Origin of the sequence: Mycobacterium sherrisii (assembly GCF_002102355.1) — a bacterium.
GTDB lineage: Bacteria > Actinomycetota > Actinomycetes > Mycobacteriales > Mycobacteriaceae > Mycobacterium > Mycobacterium sherrisii.
Genome location: NZ_LQPT01000040.1, coordinates 148,340 through 164,226, shown reverse-complemented (window position 1 = coordinate 164,226; position 15,887 = coordinate 148,340). Strand labels below are relative to the sequence as shown.

Genomic DNA, 15,887 nt, shown 5'->3' with positions numbered 1-15,887 from the left:
TGAGCCGCAACATACTTCGAACACCAGAGTGCTCCTGGAGACCGGAGATAATCGAGTAAGGAGATCATATGTCCTTTGTTACCGCGCAACCCGAAGCATTGACGGAAGCCGCTGGCGCATTGCGCGCCATCGGCGATGGGCTCGCGGCCCAGAACGCGGCGGTGGCAGTACCGACCACCGAGGTGATTCCCGCTGCCGCGGACCAAGTTTCAATACTGACCGCGGCGCAGTTTGCGGCCCACGCGCAGCTGTATCAACAGGTCAGCGCACAAGCGATGGTGATTCACGAAATGTTCGTCAGCGCTTTGGCTTTCAGTTCCGGATCGTACGCGGCGACCGAGGCCGCCAACGCGATCGCAGCCGGTTAAGGGGGCATGGTGCTCGACTTCGGGGCGTTGACACCGGAGATCAACTCGGGGCTGATGTACGCCGGTCCCGGCTCGGCGTCGATGACGGGAGCGGCCGCTGCGTGGAATACCCTTGCCGCCGAGCTGAATTCGGCAGCCCTGGGCTACGACAGGGTGCTGAACACGCTGTCCAGCGAGGAGTGGTTGGGGCAGGCGTCGACATCGATGGTGCAAGCCGTGACCCCCTATGTGGAATGGATGCGAACCACTGCCGCCGCGGTGGAGGATGCGGCCAGCCAAGCCATGTCCGCCGCGACGGCGTTCGAGACGGCGCATGCCACCGTCGTGCCGCCGCCCGTGATCGCGGCCAACCGTCGCAATCTGACGAAGCTGCTCTCCATGAACGTTCTGGGCCAAAATGCCGCGGCCATAGCAGCTTTGGAAGCCCGGTACGCAGAGATGTGGGCCACCGACTCGGCGACGATGTACAACTATGCGGGTCGATCCGCGAGCAGCGCGGCGGTCAAGCCATTTACCTCTGCGCCCCAGGCGACGAACCCGGATGGTGCGGCCCAGCAAAGCAACTCGGTCGCCGCGGCGACTGGTACGACGGCGGGCACGGCGCAAAACACGTTGCGCAGCAGGATGAGCCAGATCATCTCGGCGCTGGGGAAGTTGTCCACCGGTGCGCAGGCTGCGGCACCGGGGGACCCGGTGAAGGACGCGCTAACCTCGGGTCCGCTGGGATGGCTGGGTGACCTGTTGACCTACTACGCGCCGTTTTCCACCACGTTCTACAACACCGAGGGCCTGCCCTTCTTCTCGGCCGGCATCGCCAACACCTTCGTCACGATCGCGAAATCCGCAGGCACACTGGGCGGCGCGGCGGGTGCGGGGGCGGCGGCCGCACCGGCGATCGCCGCTCCACCGGCAGCGGGACTCGGGCTGTCCGGGCTGGGGGCTCCGGTCGCAGGAGCGTTGGGCGGCGCGACCTCCGTCGGTCGTCTATCGGTTCCGGCCCGGTGGGGCGAGAACGTGTTGGCCGAACCATCCCACGGGGCTGTGCTGCCGGCGGTCAGCAACATCAGGGAGGCCCCGGACGCGCCCGCCGGCAACGTCTTCGGCGGCATGCCGCTCGCCGGAACCGGGGTGGGCGCCGGAGGCGCTAGGGCACCCCGGTACGGCGTGCGTCCCACCGTCGTCGCCCGGCCGCCCGCCGCCGGCTAGCGCCCGCACTCAGTACGGGAGCCGGCCGCCCAGGGTGCGCGTCACCTGATCGGCGGCCCCTACGACGTTGTCGGCCCACCGTCCGGCGAGTTCGGGGGAGAACCGGAAGCTGGGCCCGCTGATCATCAACGCGCCCAGTACATGGCCGTGCGAGTCGAACACCGGGGCCGCGACACCGGTCGCCCCCTCGTCACGTTCGCCGCTGGTGATCGCGAAACCCATCCGGCGCGTCTCATCGACCTTGCTGCGCAACACATCCGGATCGACGACGGTCGCGTCGGTGAATTGGACCAGCCTCGAACCGAGCACCTCGGTGAGCGCGTCGTCGTCCCAGGCCATCAGGACCCGGCCGGCCGAGCCAACATGCAGCGGGATGATCTTGCCGATATGCATCTCGCGGCGGATCCCGTGCCGCGTCTCCGCGAGTGCGACACACACCCGGAACGGTCCCTCGCGACGGAAGAAGCACGCCGTCTCCCCGCTGGCGTCGCGCAGCGACTCCAACGCCGGCGTCACCGCATCGAGCAGGCCCATGCTGCTGGCCACCGGGGCCGCCCAGTAGGCGACCCGTGCGCCGATCCGGAACCGGTCGTCGACCCGATCGAGAAACTCCTCGGCCACCAGATTGGCCACCAGCCGCTGCACCGTCGACGTCGGATACCCGGTCCGGGTGCGGATTTCGCTGAGCGTCAACTCGGGTTCCGACAGCGTAAAGGCGTCCATGATGCCGCGAATCTTCGCCAAGACCAGCAACGGCTTCATCCCCGCGGACAGGGTCCGCGACGGCGCCAGCGGTGGAATGTGCAAGCTCTCGGCGTCGCTCAGCTCTCCCTCGCTCATCTGTCCATTGTCCCGGTTTGGCCCCGCCGCACGGCGCATTTGCGTACCGCCGTGGCGGCCGACCTGCGGCGACGGGCCGGCTCGTATAGTCGGCTGGGGCCGGGTCTGGACAGGAGGACACGTGGCAGGTCGACCCCTTCAACGTTTCGAAGTCGTCGGTACTGAGCAGATCGCGCCGCATATGGTGCGCGTGACGCTGGGCAGCGACCAGTTCGACACCTTTGTTCCGAGCAAGTTCACCGATTCGTACGTCAAGCTGGTCTTCGCCGCCGACGACATCGACGTCGCCGCGCTGCCGCAGCCGTTGACCCTGGACAGTTTCTCCGTGCTTCCGCCCGAGAAGCGGCCGTCCGTGCGGACCCTCACCGTCCGCAAGGTCGACCCCGCCGCCCGCCGGATCGCGCTGGACATCGTCGTGCACGGCGAGCACGGCGTCGCCGGCGTCTGGGCGGCGTCGGCACAGCCCGGTCAGGTGATCTATCTGATGGGTCCCGGCGGGGCCTACACGCCGGATCCCGCGGCCGACTGGCATCTGCTGGCCGGTGACGAGTCGGCGCTGCCGGCCATCGCCACCGCGCTGGAGGCATTGCCGCCCAACGCAGTCGGCAAGACATTCATCGAAGTGGCCAGTCCCGAAGACGAGATCCCGTTGACCGCCCCGGACGGCATGCAGGTGAACTGGGTGTACCGCGGCGGCCGGGCCGACCTGGTGACCGAGGACCGTGCCGGCGACTTCGCCCCGCTGATCGAGGCGGTCACGACCACGCTGTGGTTGCCCGGGCAGGTGCATGTCTTCATCCACGGGGAAGCCCAAACCGTCATGCACAATCTGCGGCCGTTCATCCGCAAGGAGCGCGGCATCGACGCCAAGTGGTCGTCGTCGATCTCGGGCTACTGGCGCCGCGGCCGCACCGAGGAGACCTTCCGGCAATGGAAGAAGGAACTGGCCGAGTCGGAATCCGGGGCACAGTCGGCGAAAGCCTGACGGCCCGGCTGGCATTCTCTACGCATGGCATACGGCGACTACCAGAACGAGATCTACTTCAAGGGACTGGGTGGGGTGGCGCCCGCGCTGCCGATGGCGTTCGCGGAGTTGGAGACGCGCGCCGAGCGGGCGATGCCGCCGTCGGTGTGGTCCTACGTCACCGGCGGTGCCGGCGATGAGCGCACGCAGCGGGCCAACCGGGAGGCGTTCGATCGCTGGGGCTTGATACCGCGCATGTTCGTCGGCGCCGCCGAGCGTGACCTCTCGGTGGAGTTGTTCGGCCTGACCCTGCCGTCGCCGGTGTTCCTGGCGCCGATCGGCGTCATCGGCATCTGCGCGCAGGACGGTCACGGCGACCTGGCCACCGCGCGCGCGGCCGCCGCCACCGGGGTCCCCATGGTGGTTTCCACCCTGACCGCCGACCCGCTGGAGGACGTCGCCGCCGAATTCGGCGACACCCCCGGCTTCTTCCAGCTGTACACGCCGAAGGACCGGGAGCTGGCCGCCAGCCTTGTGCAACGCGCCGAAGCCGCCGGGTTCAAGGGCATCATCGTCACCCTGGACACCTGGATTCCGGGATGGCGTCCCCGCGACCTGAGCACGGCCAACTTCCCTCAGCTGCGGGGGCACTGCCTGAGCAACTACACCAGCGATCCGGTCTTCCGTGCCAGCCTGGCGCGCCCGCCCGAGGAGGACCCGCAAGCCGCCGTGCTGCAGTGGATCACGACGTTCGGGAACCCGTTGACCTGGGACGACCTCGCCTGGCTTCGGTCGCTGACCGACCTGCCCCTAATCATCAAGGGCATCTGCCATCCCGACGACGCGCGCCGCGCCCGCGACGGCGGTGTCGACGGCATCTACTGCTCCACGCACGGCGGTCGCCAGGCCAACGGCGGTCTGCCCGCGCTGGACTGCCTGCCCGGCGTGGTCGAAGCGGCCGACGGGCTGCCGGTGCTGTTCGACTCGGGGATCCGCAACGGCGCCGACGTCGTCAAGGCGCTGGCGCTGGGGGCGACCGCGGTGGGCGTCGGCCGACCGTACGCCTACGGGCTGGCGCTCGGCGGCGTCGACGGCATCGTGCACGTGCTGCGCTCGATCCTGGCCGAAGCGGACCTCATCATGGCCGTCGACGGTTATCCCACGCTCAAAGATCTCACCCCGGACACGCTTCGGCGCGTCGACTAGAGCGCGGGCTTGTCGCGCTGCCACCGTGGGGGAGTGCAGGCGATCCTCGACGAGTTCGACGAATACCTGAATCTGCAGTGCGGCCGGTCCGCGCACACCCGCCGTGGCTACCTGGGCGATCTGCGCTCACTGTTCGCCTATCTGCAACGCCACGACGCGGGGCTGGACGGCCTGAGCCTGCCGCTGCTGCGGTCGTGGTTGTCCAGCGGGGCGGCGACCGGGGCCGCCCGCACCACGCTGGCCCGTCGCACCTCGGCGATCAAGGCGTTCACCGCCTGGGCGGTGCGGCGCGGATTGTTGACGTCGGATCCCGCCGTGCGCCTGCAGGTACCTAAGGCGCACCGCACCCTGCCGGCGGTGCTGCGCCAAGATCAGGCCCTGGACGCCATGGCGGCCGCGAAATCCGGTGCCGAGCAAGGCGATCCGCTGGCGTTGCGGGACCGGCTGATCGTGGAGATGCTCTATGCGACCGGCATCCGGGTCAGTGAGCTGTGCGGCTTGGACGTCGACGACGTCGACGCTCGGCAGCGGGTGGTGCGGGTGCTCGGCAAGGGCAACAAGCAGCGCACCGCGCCATTCGGGGTGCCGGCGGCCGACGCGCTGCACACCTGGCTGACCGACGGGCGTCCCGCGCTGGCGACCGCACAGTCCGGTCCGGCGCTACTGCTCGGCGCGCGAGGTCGCCGGCTGGACGTGCGCCAGGCGCGCACCGTGGTGCACCAGACCATCGCGGCGGTGCACGGTGCACCCGACATGGGCCCGCACGGGCTGCGGCACAGCGCCGCCACGCATCTGCTCGAGGGCGGGGCCGACCTGCGGGTGGTGCAGGAGCTGCTGGGTCATTCGAGCCTGGCGACCACCCAGCTCTACACCCATGTCGCGGTGTCGCGGCTGCGGGCCGTGCACGATCAGGCCCACCCGCGGGCCTGACGCATTGCGTGTGCATCGCCGGCGTCGAGTGTCCGCCCAGGGTGCCGACGCGCCGCGGCGGGCCGCCGCCGGCGCACACTCGCCACCGCAAGCACACTCGTCAGCCGTCCAGCGGTTTGAGCCGCACCGGCGTGGACGCCAGCAGGCCCACCGGGTCGACGTAATCCGCGGCCGAGGCCGGGCCCCACATCGCGCCCCAGTGCAGACATGCCGCGGCGGGGCAGCCGGGGTGCCCGGCGATCAATTCGCCCAGCACCGTCCGGGCCGTGACCTGCTGCCCGGCCTGCACCACCGCCCGGACCGGCTCGTAGCTGGTGCGTAGCCCACCCGGGTGGGCCAGCGATACCACCGGGCGTCCCGCCAGCAACCCGGCGAACACGACGGTCGCACGTCCCGCGGCGTATACCGGCTGACCGGCCCGCCCGGCCAGATCCACCCCGCGGTGCCCGGGCCGCCAGTTCGGCGACGGCGCATCGAATCCGCGCACGACGCCCGGGGCCGGGCGCAGCGGCCACTGCAGCCGAACCTGGGACACGTCAGGGTTCGCCGTCGCCGAAACCGTGCAGGTCAGCACCCCGGCCAGGGTCAAGCCCAGGATCAGCGCCGCCCGTCGCACCCGCCCAGCTCACCCCGGCACCGGCGACTCGACCACTCGGGTACGCCCGAGCTGTGCACCGACGCCGCGGTGTGGACACCGGCACCGAGGGCGGCCCGCCACCCGGCGTGCAAAACCACCAGCTGAATCGGTGTAAACTGCTCGACGCAGCTCGTTCGCGGGCTGACTTCGCGCGTCTGCCTCGCGTCTCTGGTGTCCCTAGGAGAACGCATCGCATGCCGGGCGGTCCCGTAACAGGGTCCGGCATCGCAGCAGGCGCCAGGGCCCGGCTTCACCCGTCGCCGGGCGGCAACCGAAACAAAGGAATGGCATCACCATGGCCGTCGTGACCATGAAACAGCTGCTGGACAGCGGCACCCACTTCGGGCACCAGACCCGGCGCTGGAATCCCAAGATGAAGCGGTTCATCTTCACCGACCGCAACGGCATCTACATCATCGACCTGCAGCAGACGCTGACGTTCATCGACAAGGCGTACGAGTTCGTCAAGGAGACCGTCGCGCACGGCGGCACCGTGCTGTTCGTCGGCACCAAGAAGCAGGCGCAGGAGTCCGTCGCCGCCGAGGCCACCCGCGTCGGCATGCCGTACGTGAACCAGCGCTGGCTGGGCGGCATGCTCACCAACTTCTCCACCGTGCACAAGCGGCTGCAGCGCCTCAAGGAGCTGGAGGCCATGGAGCAGACCGGTGGCTTCGAGGGCCGCACCAAGAAGGAAATCCTGGGCCTGACCCGCGAGAAGAACAAGCTGGAGCGCAGCCTCGGCGGTATCCGCGACATGGCCAAGGTGCCCTCGGCGGTGTGGGTCGTCGACACCAACAAGGAGCACATCGCCGTCGGCGAGGCCCGCAAGCTGGGCATCCCGGTCATCGCGATCCTGGACACCAACTGCGACCCCGACGAGGTCGACTACCCGATCCCGGGCAATGACGACGCCATCCGCTCGGCCGCGCTGCTGACCAAGGTGATCGCCTCCGCGGTCGCCGAGGGCCTGCAGGCTCGCGCCGGCGTGGGCCGCGGCGACGGCAAGCCCGAGGCGGAAGCCGCCGAGCCGCTGGCCGAGTGGGAGCAGGAACTGTTGGCCTCCGCAACCGCAACCGCCGCCCCCACCGCTGGCAACGACGCCGCTGCGGGCGCACCCGAATCAACACCCACGGAAGGCTGAAATGGCGAACTTCACCGCTGCCGACGTCAAGCGTCTGCGCGAGCTCACCGGTGCCGGCATGCTCGATTGCAGGAACGCACTGGCCGAAAGCGACGGCGACTTCGACAAGGCAGTCGAGGCCCTGCGGATCAAGGGCGCCAAGGACGTCGGCAAGCGTGCCGAGCGTGCGACCGCCGAGGGTTTGGTCGCGGCCAAGGACGGCGCGCTGATCGAGCTCAACTGTGAGACCGACTTCGTCGCCAAAAACGCCGAATTCCAGCAGCTTGCCGACGAGATCGTCGTCGCCGCGGCGGCTTCAAAAGCCAATGACGTCGATGCGCTCAAGTCCGCTGAGGTTTCCAGGGGGTCGCGCAACGGCACCGTCGAGGAAGCCGTTGCCGCCCTGTCGGCCAAGATCGGCGAGAAGCTCGAGCTGCGCCGCGTCGCCTACTTCGACGGCACCGTCGAGACCTACCTGCACAAGCGGTCTGCCGACCTGCCGCCCGCGGTGGGTGTGCTCGTCGAATACACCGGCGCCCGGCAATCCGCGGCCGACGCGGCGCACGCGGTGGCCTTGCAAATCGCGGCGCTCAAGGCGCGCTACCTCTCGCGCGACGACGTGCCCGAGGACGTCGTGGCCAGCGAGCGGCGCATCGCCGAGGAGACCGCGAAGGCGGAGGGCAAGCCGGAGCAGGCGTTGCCCAAGATCGTCGAGGGCCGGCTGGGCGGCTTCTTCAAGGACGCCGTGCTGCTCGAGCAGCCGTCGGTGTCCGACAACAAGAAGACGGTCAAGGCCCTGCTCGACGAGGCCGGTGTCACGGTGACCCGGTTCGTCCGCTTCGAGGTCGGCCAGGCCTAGCCCGGGGCGTTTGCTGCGCGCGTGCGGTGACCGGCTAGCGTCGACGTCATGCGACGCGTGCACGCTTTCGGCGACGATGCCCTCGGCGAACTCGATGCAATCGGCCTCAGCGAGGCGCTCCGAGCGGGTTGGGTCAGCAGATCCGAAGTCGTCGAGGCCGCGATCGCGCGGGCCGAGGCCGTCAACCCCATGCTGAATGGCTTGGCGTACAAGGCATTCGAGCAGGCCCGCACGGCCGCGGCGGGCGCGCCGCCGAGCGGGCCGGCCCGGTTCTTCGAGGGCGTCCCGACGTTCGTCAAGGACAACGTCGACGTCGCCGGCCAGCCGACCATGCGGGGCGCCGACGCTTGGGCGCCGCGCAACGCGGTCAGCGACGGGGAGTTCACCCGGCTGTTTCTGGCCACCGGCCCGATCTCGCTGGGCAAGACCCAGATGTCGGAGTTCGGGTTCAGCGCCGCCGCCGAGCATCCCCGGCTGGGGCCGGTGCGCAATCCGTGGGACACCGACTACACCGCCGGCGCGTCGTCGTCCGGGTCGGGTGCGTTCGTCGCGGCCGGGGTGGTGCCGATCGCGCACGCCAACGACGGCGGCGGCTCGATACGAATTCCGGCCTCCTGCAACGGCATCGTCGGCCTCAAGCCGTCGCGCGGCAGGTTGCCGTTGGACGCGGAGCTGCGCCGCATGCCGGTGGGCATCGTCGCCAACGGCGTGCTGACCCGCTCCGTGCGCGACACCGCGGCCTTCTACCGGGAGGCCGAACGGCTGTGGCGCAACCCCAAACTCGCGCCGATCGGCGACGTCACCGGGCCGGGCCGACAACGGCTGCGCATCGCCGTCGCGACGAGTTCGCTGCGCCGTGAGTGCGCCCCGGAATTGCGCGAGCTGACCCTCAAGACCGCCGGTGTGCTCGAAGAGCTGGGACACCGCGTCGAGCACCTCGAACAACACCCGGTGCCGGACAGCTTCGTCGACGACTTCGTCTTGTACTGGGGATTTCTGGCGCTGATGCAGGTGCGGGCCGGGCGGCGGCTGTTCGGCAACACCTTCGACCGCACCCGTCTGGACGCCCTGACGCTGGGCCTGGAACGCCACACCGGCCGCAACCTGCACCGGCTGCCGGGCGTGATCGTGCGGCTGCGCCGGATGCGCAAGCGCAGCGCCGAGTTCTACCGCAGCTACGACGCGCTGCTCACCCCGACGCTCGCCGACCAGACGGTGCCCGTCGGTCACCTGGCCCCCACCGACTACGAGCATGTCATGGATCGGCTGATCGATTGGGTCGCCTTCACGCCGCTGCAGAACGTCACCGGCGATCCCGCCATCTCGTTGCCGCTGGCTCAATCCGGCGACGGCATGCCCGTCGGCATGATGCTCGCCGCCGACCTGGGCCAAGAAGCGCTGCTGCTGGAATTGGCCTACGAACTCGAAGAAGCCAGGCCGTGGGCCAAGATCCAAGCGGTCGGGTTAACTTGACGGCGGCGACCCGCCTCGCCCGGCTTCGCCGCCCTCGCGATCACCGTTAGTCAGTCACTGCCCAGCTTTTCCAGCATCCGCTTGAACTCGCGCTGCTGCGCCGCGGTCAGCTTGTTCAGGATCCGCGAATCTGCTTCCCGCACAGCGGTTTCCGCTCGTTTCAACAACGTGCGTCCCGGGCTGGTCAGGGTGGCGGGCAGCGCACGCCCCGACGACACCGACGTCGGCCGTTCGACGGCGCCCACCTCTTCCAGTCGGCGCAGTACGGTGTTCATCGCCTGCGGTGTTACGTTGGTGCTGCGCGATAGCTCGGCGCTCGACAGGCCCGGCGACATCGAAAGCAAGCGCAGACAAACGAATTCGGGCAGGGTCAGGCCGAGCCCGCCCAACGCTGCGGAAACCTCGGGCCGCAGCGCGGCGCCCACCCGGTACAACAGATAGCCAAGCGGCGCATCGTCGGTGTGACCCATGTCAGCGATCTTGACATATCGGGCGCGGCTGCCGGACGCCAATGCCAGCGCGTCGTCGGAGATTGAATGCGTCGACGCCGGGTAGTCGACGTCGCAAGTCGACAGCAACGAGGAGGTGTGATGCCGAAGACGACCAAAAGCGGCGCCGCCAAGAAAGACGAACTACCCAGCACGCTGCGGCGTTCGAGTCCCAAGGCGCAGCGTACGTTTGCCAAGGCCCACGACTCGGCGGCGCAGGAGTATGGCAGTGAGCAGCGGGCGCATCGGGTGGCCTATGCCGCCGTCAAACACAGCTTCGAAAAGGTGGGCGACCACTGGGAACAAAAGGCCCGGAAGGGGCCCTCGGACAACCGCGCCGAACGTGGCGGCCTGCACAACACCGCGCCGTCGGCCGAGGGCGTCGACGCAAATGCCAGTAAGAAGCATCTGCTGGACGTCGCGCGCCGGCTCGACGTGCGCGGCAGGTCGACGATGAGCAAAGCGGAGTTGGTCGACGCCATCCAAAGGGAGAACCGCCGGGTCCGCGGGCGCTGACGGCGGCACTACAGGATCGGACGGCCCCCGGTGACCGCCACCCGGGCACCGGAGACGTAGCTCGCCTCGTCCGAGGCGAGCAGCACATAGACCGGCGCCAACTCGGCCGGTTGCCCCGCGCGCCCGAGCGGGGTGTTGTCGCCGAAGGACTGCACGCTCTCCGGTGGCATCGTCGACGGGATCAGCGGCGTCCAGATGGGGCCGGGCGCTACGCTGTTGACGCGAATCCCCTTGTCGCCGAGCAACTGTGCCAGGCTTGCGGACAGGTTGGCGATCGCGGCCTTGGTGGCGGCGTACGGCGCCAGGGTGGGGTTGGGGGAATCCGAATTCACCGACGAACTGCCGATGATCGATGCGCCGGGGCTCAGGTGTGGCAGGGCGGCCTTGACGAGGTAGAAGTACGCGCCGACGTTCAGCCGGAACGTGTAGTCCCATTCCTCGTCGCTGATGTCTTCCAAGTGCTGGCGCATCATCTGGTAGGCGGCGTTGTTCACCAGGATGTCGATCCCACCGAACTGGGCAACCGCCTGGTCGATGACCGTCCGGCAGTGCGCGGGCTCGGAGAGGTCGCCGGGCACCAACACGCACCTGCGTCCCGCCTCTTCGACATAGCGGGCGACGTCCTTCGCGTCGTCGTGCTCGTTGAGGTAGGAGATCAGGACGTCGGCGCCCTCGCGGGCGAAGGCGATTGCGACCGCGCGTCCGATGCCGCTGTCGCCGCCGGTGATGACGGCCCGCTTGCCGCGCAATCTGCCTGAACCGCGATAGCTGGCCTCGCCGCAATCGGGAACGGGCTGCATCCGTGCCTGCACGCCGGGTGGATCCTGTTGTTGCGGTGCGAAGCTCATTCTCGTCCTTTCCGGGGCGCCCGGCCGCCTGGGCCGCTGTCAGGTCGCCGTTAGGTCGCCGTTAGGTCGCCGTTGGGTCGTTGTTAGCGCTACCCGCACCGTCGAGGGCTAATCAGGGCGCTCGGGCGGGTGGGTATTTACGCCAAGCGCCGATTGGGAGCAAATAGATTCCCCGAAGACTTTGGTTGTCGGCTGTGGCATTTGAGGTCCATGGGGCGAAATGGATCTGCGCAGAAATGGATTTACCCCAGTTCAAAACGCCAATGTTTGAACCCATTGGACGATGGCTATGTGGCGAAGGTGCCGTGATAACCCATGCCGGGGGAAATCTCGCGGAGAAACAATCATCGTACGGAGAGGATTTAGCATGAAGGTCACTTCCAATGCTATGAAAAATGCTATGAAATCGGCGATCGGAGCCGCCGCGATTGCTGCCGCCGGTCTTTTCACCGCGGCGACTGCCACCGCGGCGCCCAACATTCAGGGCTTCGGCACCAGCCAACAACTTGTGCAGGGGCCGCTGGTCACCAGCTACACGGTGAGCAATCTGCAGCCCAGTAACGCGTCGATCCCGGGCTACACGCCCAAGGGCACGCTGTACCAGGCGGACGTCACCGTGCGGTCCGAGGGCGGCCTGGTGACCCCGATGGTCAACGACTTCATCGCCCGCGGACCCAACGGTCAGAACTACCGGGTGATCGACCACGTGCAGGCCCCCGGCAGCCTGAACCCGGCACCGATCCCGCAGGGCAGCGAGTCCACCGGCACGCTGTACTTCGACGTGACCGGCGCGCCGCCGAACGGCGTGGTCTACAACGAGGGCACCCAGGACATCCTGATCTGGACGTCGAACATCCCGGGCGGCACCCAGCCTGGCGCGGCGCCGGGCGTGGCGCCTGGTGCGGTCCCCGGTGCGGCCCCGAACTCGAGCCCGGCCCCGGCCCCGGGCACGCTACCGGCACCCGAGGGCACCTAAGCCGTTGGGCCCGGCCCGGGCCCGCAGCCACGAACTCCCCGCGTCACACCCGTGGCGCGGGGAGTTCTGCGTCCCAAGGATTTCGGTAGAAACAACGCGAATTGGACGCGACCGGCCTGGGTACCCGCAAGACATGAGTTACGCGGATCACAGACGCTCGGACGTGCGAGCCCAGGCACAGCGGCAGGCCGAAGAGGCCCGCGACACGATGGACGAACGCCGTCGCGAACAGCAGGGCGGAATCAGCGGCTGGGTGGCGGAGCGCGCCGGCCAGTGGGACCTGCGCGGCCAGGACGAGACCACCCTGCAGCGCCAGAAATTCTTCTGGAATCTGTTGGTCGACTATTGGTTTCGCATGGAGATCGACGGGTGGGAGAACATCCCCAGCCCGCCGACCTTGTTGGTCGGGATCCACTCGGGCGCACCGTTCGTCTGGGATGCGTGGACCGTCGGGTTGCAATGGTGGCGGCGTTTCGGCCCGGAGCGGACGCTGCACGGCACCGCGCACGACGCGTTGATGGCCATCCCGCTGTTCGGCCGTTATTTCCGTGCCATGGGTGTGCTGCCCGCTGCTCCGGACGCCATCGCCACGGCATTGGCCGAGGGGCGCGACGTGGCGTTGTGGCCGGGCGGCGAAGTGGATTCGTTGCGGCCCTGGGCGGAGCGGGACCGCGCCAACCTCGCCGGCCGCAAAGGCTTTGTGAAGATGGCGATTCGGGCCGGGGTGCCCATCGTGCCGATCGCGACGGTCGGCGGCGCGGACGCCATGCCGGTGCTGTTCCGGGGCGACCGCCTGTCGAAGGCGTTGCGGCTCGATAAGATGTTGCGGCTCAAGGTTTTTCCGCTAGCTGTTGCGTTGCCGTGGGGCATCGCACCGGCGGCGCTTCCGCAGCTGCCGCTGCCGGCCAAGATCAGGACGCGTTTCATGCCCGCCGTCGAGCTCGAGCACGACCCCGCGCGCGCGGACGACGACGATTACGTCGACCGCAAGTACCGGGAAGTGCAGGACAGCATCCAGCGCGGAATGGATGCTCTGGCCCGCAAGCGGGCGCTGCCGCTCTTTGCTTGAGGAGACGAAACGCCAAGGGGCGCATCAGTGCTGCGCAGCGCCATTGCGCCGCACGAGGCTGCCCGGTTTGTCGAATACCCACTCGGGGTGTGGCGGCGTCACCGCCATGTACCCCACCCCGCGCACCGTGTCCACCATGGATTCGTGCTCGCGGCCGAGCTTGGCGCGGAGCCGTCGCACGTGAACATCGACGGTGCGCACCCGCCCGTTGGAGTCATACCCCCACACTTCGTGCATCAGCCGGGTCCGGCTGAATGCCCGACCCGCATGTTGCACAAGGAAATTCAGCAATTTGAATTCGGTGACCGTGAGGTTGAGGTCGTTGCCGCGCAGTGACGCGGCGAAACTCGACGGGTGCAGGACGACGTCGCCGAACTTCAGCGATCCGTCCACGGCGTTGCGGCGGCGCTTGATCGCCAGACGTAACCGCGCCTCGAGTTCGGCCGCACCGGCCGCGGGCAGCACCACGTCGTCGAGGCGCCAGTCGACGTCGACCGCCGAGAAGTGGGCCGCGGCGACCACCGCGACCACCGCGACGGTCGGGGCGCTGGCCGTCAGGCCGCGCGAGGCGCTGCGGGCGGCCGCCACGTCGCTGCGGGCGTCGATGATCGCGACATCGGCGCCGTCGCATTGGCCGTCGAGGTTTTCCGAGAGCGGAACGCGCCGAATCGTCTGCGTCAACGACTCCAGCGTCGGCAGCGCGGCGGCGAAGTCGTCCGCGTCGGAAAGCAGTAGAACGTCCAAACACATCTCCAAACCTCATGGGGGTCCGGCGCCGCCCCCGGCCGCGCGGCCACCGCGCCCAAGGCGGCCGTTAGCGCAGCGCTGGATACCCCATTAGGGCTACAACTATGCCAACTTTGTAACCCGGATTCGGCGGAATGCGCACCCGACGGGTCGGCAGATGGAGATGATTTCGGCTGGCTGACGGGCAAAAGTCGACGGGTCCGGCCCGTCGACACGGGCCGGACCCATCCTTCCGTCAAGCTACGGGTTGGCCTACTGGTTGGCCTTCTGGCGCTCCTCGGCCGCCTTGGCGCTGCCGCGCGCGGCTTCGGCCTCGGCCTCTTTCTTGGCGGCGTCGCGCTGGGCTTCCGCCTTGTCCTGCTGAGCTTGTCCCTCGCGGGTGAGGTCGTCGCGACCGGCCAGGGCGCCGACGGCCTCCTTGGCCTTGCCCTTGACGTCCTCGACGACGCCCTTGACGGCTTCCGCGGGTCCGGAGTTTTCGTGGTCCGCCATGATCTGATGCCTCCGTGGCGTGAGCGTTCCGTCGATTTGTTGTCCGGGCGGGTACTGGTCCTCGTTCTCAAGACCAAGCCGTACCGCCGTGCTGGGACTTGATTCCCAACGGATCGAACACTCAAACATCGGGCCCCGGAGGCGAACTCGTGACCATCCCCACGTCGGGGATAGTGGCGGCGACGCGGCCGGTCCGGTACCGGGCCCGCCAACCGGGCGGATAATGCACCCCGCCGGCCCCGGATTGTGCTGCGATGGGGCAGGATATGAACTGCCGTTCCGGGTGGAGTCGCCCGGGATGGCACTGTCATGCGAGGAGTCTGATGACGCAGCCCGAGCCCACCAGCGCTAACGGCGTGCCGGCATCGTCGACCGGCCACCAACAGCGGCCGTCCACCTATTCGAGGGTCTTGCTGAAGTTGGGTGGCGAGATGTTCGGCGGCGGGCAGGTCGGCCTGGATCCCGACGTCGTGGCGCAGGTGGCGCGCCAGATCGCCGAGGTGGTCCGCGACGGTGTACAGGTCGCCGTGGTGATCGGCGGGGGCAACTTTTTCCGCGGTGCACAACTGCAGCAGCGGGGGATGGAACGCACCCGGTCGGACTACATGGGCATGCTCGGCACCGTGATGAACAGCCTTGCGCTGCAAGACTTTCTGCAAAAGGAAGGTATCGACACCCGGGTCCAGACCGCGATCACCATGGGTCAGGTCGCCGAGCCGTACATCCCGCTGCGGGCCGTTCGCCACCTGGAGAAGGGCCGCGTCGTCATCTTCGGTGCCGGCATGGGACTGCCGTATTTCTCCACCGACACCACCGCGGCGCAGCGTGCCCTGGAGATCGGGGCCGACGTGGTCCTGATGGCCAAGGCGGTCGACGGTGTGTTCACCGCGGATCCGCGGCAGGACCCCGATGCGGAGTTGCTCACCGTGATCAGCCATCGGGAAGTCATCGACCGCGGGCTGCGGGTGGCCGATGCCACCGCGTTCAGCCTCTGTATGGACAATGGCATGCCGATCTTGGTGTTCAACCTGCTGACCGACGGCAATATCGCCCGGGCGGTCGCTGGTGAGAAGATCGGAACGCTGGTTACGACTTGACGGACAGACGCGAATGATCGGCGCTGACCCAAACCGGTCACGGGATGCGGG

Annotated in this window: 17 protein-coding genes and 1 pseudogene; 12 read left to right on the top strand and 6 right to left on the bottom strand. The window is 68.5% G+C overall.

Annotated elements, in window-relative coordinates; translation table 11 throughout:
* Nucleotides 1-68: 68 nt before the first annotated feature.
* A complete protein-coding gene (locus tag AWC25_RS07885; protein WP_069398647.1) occupies nt 69-368 on the top strand; it encodes a PE family protein in 300 nt (99 codons plus the stop codon).
* 6 nt (nt 369-374) lie between these two features.
* Entirely contained in the window at nt 375-1,574 is a 1,200-nt protein-coding gene (locus tag AWC25_RS07880) for a PPE family protein (RefSeq protein WP_085166581.1), read from the top strand.
* Nucleotides 1,575-1,583: 9 nt separating this feature from the next.
* Here AWC25_RS07880 and AWC25_RS07875 read toward each other — a convergent pair whose 3' ends face one another.
* The gene (locus AWC25_RS07875; RefSeq protein ID WP_085166580.1) at nt 1,584-2,414 is read right to left on the bottom strand and encodes an IclR family transcriptional regulator; all 831 of its coding nucleotides are present in this window, start codon (nt 2,412-2,414) and stop codon (nt 1,584-1,586) included.
* A gap of 121 nt (nt 2,415-2,535) precedes the next feature.
* On the opposite strand from AWC25_RS07875, the gene AWC25_RS07870 reads away from it, so the two are divergent.
* Genes AWC25_RS07870 through AWC25_RS07860 form a run of 3 tightly spaced genes read left to right on the top strand, consistent with a single transcriptional unit; the run spans nt 2,536 to nt 5,514 of the window.
* On the top strand, nt 2,536-3,399 hold the full coding sequence (locus AWC25_RS07870) for a siderophore-interacting protein (protein WP_069398649.1): 864 nt from the start codon (nt 2,536-2,538) through the stop codon (nt 3,397-3,399).
* A gap of 24 nt (nt 3,400-3,423) precedes the next feature.
* Nucleotides 3,424-4,584 carry a lactate 2-monooxygenase gene (locus AWC25_RS07865; RefSeq protein WP_069398650.1) on the top strand — a complete coding sequence of 387 codons (1,161 nt, stop codon included), beginning with the start codon at nt 3,424-3,426 and terminating at the stop codon, nt 4,582-4,584.
* A gap of 33 nt (nt 4,585-4,617) precedes the next feature.
* Nucleotides 4,618-5,514, top strand: coding sequence for a tyrosine recombinase XerC (locus AWC25_RS07860; RefSeq protein WP_085166579.1), 897 nt, complete (start codon nt 4,618-4,620; stop codon nt 5,512-5,514).
* A 109-nt stretch (nt 5,515-5,623) separates the two neighbouring features.
* On the opposite strand, the pseudogene AWC25_RS07855 reads toward AWC25_RS07860, so the two are convergent.
* Nucleotides 5,624-6,130: pseudogene (locus tag AWC25_RS07855) on the bottom strand (M23 family metallopeptidase); the annotation flags it as partial.
* A gap of 316 nt (nt 6,131-6,446) precedes the next feature.
* Here AWC25_RS07855 and rpsB point away from each other — a divergent pair.
* The 3 genes from rpsB to AWC25_RS07835 are packed head-to-tail and all read left to right on the top strand — an operon-like array spanning nt 6,447 to nt 9,603.
* Complete coding sequence (gene rpsB / locus AWC25_RS07845; RefSeq protein WP_069398653.1) at nt 6,447-7,292, top strand: 30S ribosomal protein S2; 846 nt, start codon at nt 6,447-6,449, stop codon at nt 7,290-7,292.
* A gap of 1 nt (nt 7,293) precedes the next feature.
* Nucleotides 7,294-8,130, top strand: coding sequence for a translation elongation factor Ts (gene tsf / locus AWC25_RS07840; RefSeq protein ID WP_085166578.1), 837 nt, complete (start codon nt 7,294-7,296; stop codon nt 8,128-8,130).
* 48 nt (nt 8,131-8,178) lie between these two features.
* On the top strand, nt 8,179-9,603 hold the full coding sequence (locus AWC25_RS07835) for an amidase (RefSeq protein ID WP_069398655.1): 1,425 nt from the start codon (nt 8,179-8,181) through the stop codon (nt 9,601-9,603).
* Nucleotides 9,604-9,653: 50 nt separating this feature from the next.
* Here AWC25_RS07835 and AWC25_RS07830 read toward each other — a convergent pair whose 3' ends face one another.
* Complete coding sequence (locus AWC25_RS07830; protein WP_069398720.1) at nt 9,654-10,073, bottom strand: MarR family winged helix-turn-helix transcriptional regulator; 420 nt, start codon at nt 10,071-10,073, stop codon at nt 9,654-9,656.
* Between the two features lie 120 nt (nt 10,074-10,193).
* Between AWC25_RS07830 and AWC25_RS07825 the strand changes: the two genes are divergently transcribed.
* Nucleotides 10,194-10,607 carry a ChaB family protein gene (locus AWC25_RS07825; RefSeq protein WP_069398656.1) on the top strand — a complete coding sequence of 138 codons (414 nt, stop codon included), beginning with the start codon at nt 10,194-10,196 and terminating at the stop codon, nt 10,605-10,607.
* An 8-nt stretch (nt 10,608-10,615) separates the two neighbouring features.
* On the opposite strand, the gene AWC25_RS07820 is transcribed toward AWC25_RS07825, so the two are convergent.
* Nucleotides 10,616-11,455 (bottom strand): SDR family oxidoreductase, encoded by an 840-nt coding sequence (locus AWC25_RS07820; RefSeq protein WP_069398657.1) that lies wholly within the window; start codon nt 11,453-11,455, stop codon nt 10,616-10,618.
* Nucleotides 11,456-11,822: 367 nt separating this feature from the next.
* On the opposite strand from AWC25_RS07820, the gene AWC25_RS07815 reads away from it, so the two are divergent.
* Nucleotides 11,823-12,431, top strand: coding sequence for an MPT63 family protein (locus tag AWC25_RS07815; protein WP_069398658.1), 609 nt, complete (start codon nt 11,823-11,825; stop codon nt 12,429-12,431).
* 133 nt (nt 12,432-12,564) lie between these two features.
* Entirely contained in the window at nt 12,565-13,500 is a 936-nt protein-coding gene (locus AWC25_RS07810; RefSeq protein ID WP_069398659.1) for a lysophospholipid acyltransferase family protein, read from the top strand.
* 24 nt (nt 13,501-13,524) lie between these two features.
* Here AWC25_RS07810 and AWC25_RS07805 read toward each other — a convergent pair whose 3' ends face one another.
* Nucleotides 13,525-14,250, bottom strand: coding sequence for a winged helix-turn-helix domain-containing protein (locus AWC25_RS07805; protein WP_069398660.1), 726 nt, complete (start codon nt 14,248-14,250; stop codon nt 13,525-13,527).
* 249 nt (nt 14,251-14,499) lie between these two features.
* Entirely contained in the window at nt 14,500-14,739 is a 240-nt protein-coding gene (mbp1, locus tag AWC25_RS07800; RefSeq protein ID WP_069398661.1) for a microaggregate-binding protein 1, read from the bottom strand.
* Nucleotides 14,740-15,062: 323 nt separating this feature from the next.
* On the opposite strand from mbp1, the gene pyrH reads away from it, so the two are divergent.
* Nucleotides 15,063-15,836 carry a UMP kinase gene (gene pyrH, locus AWC25_RS07795; protein ID WP_069398662.1) on the top strand — a complete coding sequence of 258 codons (774 nt, stop codon included), beginning with the start codon at nt 15,063-15,065 and terminating at the stop codon, nt 15,834-15,836.
* The last annotated feature ends 51 nt before the right edge of the window (nt 15,837-15,887 follow it).